Raw genomic sequence first — 4,040 nt, forward strand, 5'->3', positions numbered from 1 at the left:
CAGCACAACGGAATAAGAACCTTGAGCTGAAAGGTCAGTATAAGATATTTTAAGTAATTGACATTCCCTTATAAGCTTTTCCCGGAAAGCATCACTCAGCGAACTGTCCAAAATGACCTTTCGAATAACAAACAGCTTGCCCAACTGGGAAAGACTTCCTTTAAATCCCTTGCAAATATACGCATACTCTAAAGGAAAACGCGACAAAGATTCACATGTTTTCCAACGGCTATCATCCAGCACACCAATATACACATTTCTGATACATAGCAGTCCGGTTTCAGAGCGATGAGTAGATACATGGTTTCTCTTACGAGTGTATACTTCCGAACGGAAAAAGTACAAATGTTCCGGAGCTTCTCCTGCATACCCCGCACAAGAAACCGCAACAAACAAATTACAAACCACCAATAAACGAATCCAATCTGAAGCCTTACGATGTATTCCGGATGCCCAGCAAAGATAAAGGCAAATAATCACTCCACCCAGCAGACAGGCTTGAGAAGATGATAAATAGACAGACGTAATCTGGGAGCCGTCCAGTTGCTGCACCCATTTCATGGTTTCATTCAAGGTTGAAGTACACCATTCCAGTAAAGTAATCACAGTACATCCTACCACAGGTACGGAAGCTAAGCATAACGCTATCAAGGTCAGCACCAATATTCCACCAGCCAATATAACTACGACCAAGTTGGCCAGCAGAAAATAAGTCGGGAAACTTCCAAAGTAATACAGGATAAAAGGAAGTGTACCTAACTGAGCCGACATAGATAAGCTAAGTGTATTCCATACATAACGTAATACACGATTTTTAATACACAAAAGACGTGAAAACAAAGGATAAAATGCCAAAATGGAAAAGACTGCTGCAAACGAGAGCTGAAAACTTATGTCAAAAAGGAAAAACGGATTATATATCAACATCAGGAAAGCAGCCAACACCAAGGAATGCATGCCCGAAAAACGCTCTTCCGAACAAATTGAAGCTAAGGTATATAAACTATACATCACCACTGCACGCACTACCGACGAGCTTAATCCGGAAATAAATGCAAAGCCCCACAACAAACAGACTACCAGTAGAGCTAAAATCTTACGCCCGTGTTTCAAATAAGTCAACGGATAAAACAACCACAAAAGAATACACGAAAGAATCCCCACATGCAACCCCGACAATGCCAATACGTGACTGGCACCTGCCGCACCGTACACCGCTTTTAATTCAGGAGTCAATTCTCTTTTCTCCCCGATTGTCAATGCCGATACCACAGCCTGCACATCCTCTTCTAATCCCCAACTTTGATACATATCCACCACCTTTTTCTGGCATACCTTTGCCAGCTGCGTCACAGACAATGAATGAGGTTTTCCCGTACAACGCCAGTTTCCGGCATAGGCCAGAGCCGTTCCACTGATACCTTTTCGCAAAAGATAACCTCCATAATCAAATCCGGTCAGTTCCTTTTCAGAGAAAGGACGTGAAACTTTTGCATAGAAACAAACACTGTCTCCACAAGCTAAAGGACTTGACAAGGAGTCCGGCATCCATGACAAAAGAATATTCCGGTCTACCCTTTTCCATTTCCCACCCGACAACCGCTGCACCTCTACACGCACTTCCGCCCGAAGTGTTTTTCCCCTGACTTCCGGCACACTTTCCACTATTCCTTTATATATAGCAGGCTCTCCATCCCAACCATATTGCACCATCTCTCTGTGATGAAGTACCGTTATCCCTCCCCATAAGAAAAAAGTTACTGCAGCCATACCACCGAAAAGCCATCGCCACCTCCATCGAGAGAAGCAGAACATCCCTCCACAAACAGCTACAAAAAACAGCCATATAACCGTCCAGCACTGCCATGAAAGATTTTTCGGCCACAATGTGTCGAATAAAAAAATTCCGGCTGCCGCACAAACAGTCAACCGGAACAAAGGGTACGCTATCAAAGAATGCAGAGTTCCCAATACTTATTCCATGTTTTTCAACTGCTGAATGGCTTTCACCATATCTGGTGAGTTAAAGACAGAATTGCCAGCCACCAGCACATCTACTCCTGCACGTTTCAATAAAGGAGCATTTGCCAAATTCACACCTCCGTCCACTTCAATGAGGGCAGAAGCCCCATTACGAGTTATTAGTTCGCGAAGCTGCGCAATCTTTTTAAATGTATTAGGAATAAATTTCTGACCACCGAATCCCGGATTGACACTCATGAGCAACACCATATCCACCTCTGTGATAATATCCTCCAATACGGAGACCGGTGTAGCCGGACTCAACGTAACCCCCGCCTTCATACCTGCTTCCTTAATCTGCTGAATGACACGATGTAAATGAGGGCATGCTTCATAGTGTACATTCATCATCATGGCTCCTAACCTCTTCACTTCTTGAATGAATTTCTCGGGCTGCACAATCATCAGATGCACATCCAGCGGTTTCTGGCTAAGTTCTGCCACATATTTCAATACAGGAAAGCCAAAAGAAATATTGGGCACAAACACACCGTCCATAATGTCCAGATGCAACCAGTCTGCCTCACTTTGATTTATTTTTTCCAAGTCACTCTTCAAATCAGCAAAATTTGCAGAGAGCAAGGAAGGAGCTACCATAATTTTTTCCATCGATTTATTTTAGTTAATCAGATTCTTTTCAACAAAGATAAGCATCTTTTCTAATAAATCAACTATAAAAACTTATTTGGTCACATTGAAGCGTAAGCCTAACTGCAAATTAAAATTAAGAGGGTGTTCTTTTCGTATGGTTTCTACTCCGCTATGGTCATCAAAATAATATGCAATTCCGGGCTCTACATATAATCCAAAACGTGAGGTAAAATTCACTTGCGCTCCGGCTGCTGCAGTCACTGACCACTGAAGCGGATCCACATCCAATGATGTGTTCTCAGACGTACGATTTCCTCCATTCGTCACGGTAACAGTTTCTAGCTTACCTGATACACATTTCTCCATTACTCCTCCGGCAGACGCATATACAGAGAGCCAGCTATTTTTCCAAATAGAACGATGCAGTTTTACCGGTATACCCACATAATGCAATTTCTGGGTCTCTTCCACATACGATTTGGAACCGGAATGAATATCTGAAGATAAAAGTGTATAATTTAATCCTGTTTCCAATGCCCAGTCTTTATGAAAATGCCAGGCTACTGTCAGCCCCACCGTGACAGGCATATGGTGTTTCACACTCGTCTGAGGTGTTTGTATCGCATTCTCCAACAACACCTGACTGTAAGCCAGTCCTCCATTACTTATTGGAGACATATTCAAATCGGAAGAAGTATAATAAGCCGAACGAGCCACAAAACTACCCATTCCATCAAATGTATTCAACGAGCTATAAGGCGTATTGCCTGCTCCAACTCCAACCGAGAATCCAGAAGACTTATCCGACTTATTTTTCAGTACCATGGCATTACGTTCCATACGTTCACGATCAGCTGCCCGATTTTCTTTCATGCTTCTGCTTCGTTCTGTCGGTGTTCTGGTGACCTCTTGTTCTACATTCACATTCTCTTTCGCCACTTCTTCAGGTTCTTCCTGATCCATTTCCGAAATAGCAGAAACTGGATCTACCTCTTCCCCTTCTTTATTCTCCACAGACTGTATAAGCGGAGTATGAGCTAAGAGAGAGACTGATTTTTCAGAAGATGTTTCTACAAGCCCAGTCTCTGCCATCCGCTCCTCTTGAAGTGGAGCATACTCTGGCAAAGGAGCATCCTTCACCTTTACGGCCAGCTCCTGATTACGAAAATCAGCCTGCGGAGAAGACCAGAACCAATATGTCAGTGAAGACACCAGCAGCACCAGCACCGCCGCAGCCACTTGCCAACGTCTCCATAGAGGAATTACCTTCGGAACTTTAGGTTCTTCCAATTCCTTGGACAACTTATCCCAAAGCCCCTCAGGAAGAGGTTCAGAATAGCCCTCCATCTGGTTACGTAAATTATCTATCCATTCTTTCTCGCTCTTCATTGCCTATAATTTCTTTCTATATTCATTTATTTTCTTTG

The 4,040-nt window shown here is 43.2% G+C and carries 3 protein-coding genes; all 3 read right to left on the reverse strand.

The window, feature by feature from the left end; all coding sequences use genetic code 11:
• Positions 1–1,953 (reverse strand): ComEC/Rec2 family competence protein (locus ACMJ0U_RS11305; RefSeq protein ID WP_417130019.1); only part of this gene is annotated, 1,953 nt, incomplete at its 3' end.
• Positions 1,954–1,974: 21 nt separating this feature from the next.
• Positions 1,975–2,631 carry a ribulose-phosphate 3-epimerase gene (gene rpe, locus ACMJ0U_RS11310; protein WP_417130020.1) on the reverse strand — a complete coding sequence of 219 codons (657 nt, stop codon included), beginning with the start codon at positions 2,629–2,631 and terminating at the stop codon, positions 1,975–1,977.
• A gap of 72 nt (positions 2,632–2,703) precedes the next feature.
• Entirely contained in the window at positions 2,704–4,002 is a 1,299-nt protein-coding gene (locus ACMJ0U_RS11315; protein WP_417130021.1) for an outer membrane beta-barrel protein, read from the reverse strand.
• Positions 4,003–4,040 lie beyond the last annotated feature (38 nt).

The organism is Phocaeicola sp. (genome assembly GCF_048170425.1).
GTDB lineage: Bacteria > Bacteroidota > Bacteroidia > Bacteroidales > Bacteroidaceae > Phocaeicola.

Bases quoted from the DNA above. Each gene is read 5' to 3' on its own strand.
- ACMJ0U_RS11315 (WP_417130021.1), bottom strand. From the start codon at position 4,002: ATGAAGAGCGAGAAAGAATGGATAGATAATTTACGTAACCAGATGGAG.
- rpe (WP_417130020.1), bottom strand. From the start codon at position 2,631: ATGGAAAAAATTATGGTAGCTCCTTCCTTGCTCTCTGCAAATTTTGCT.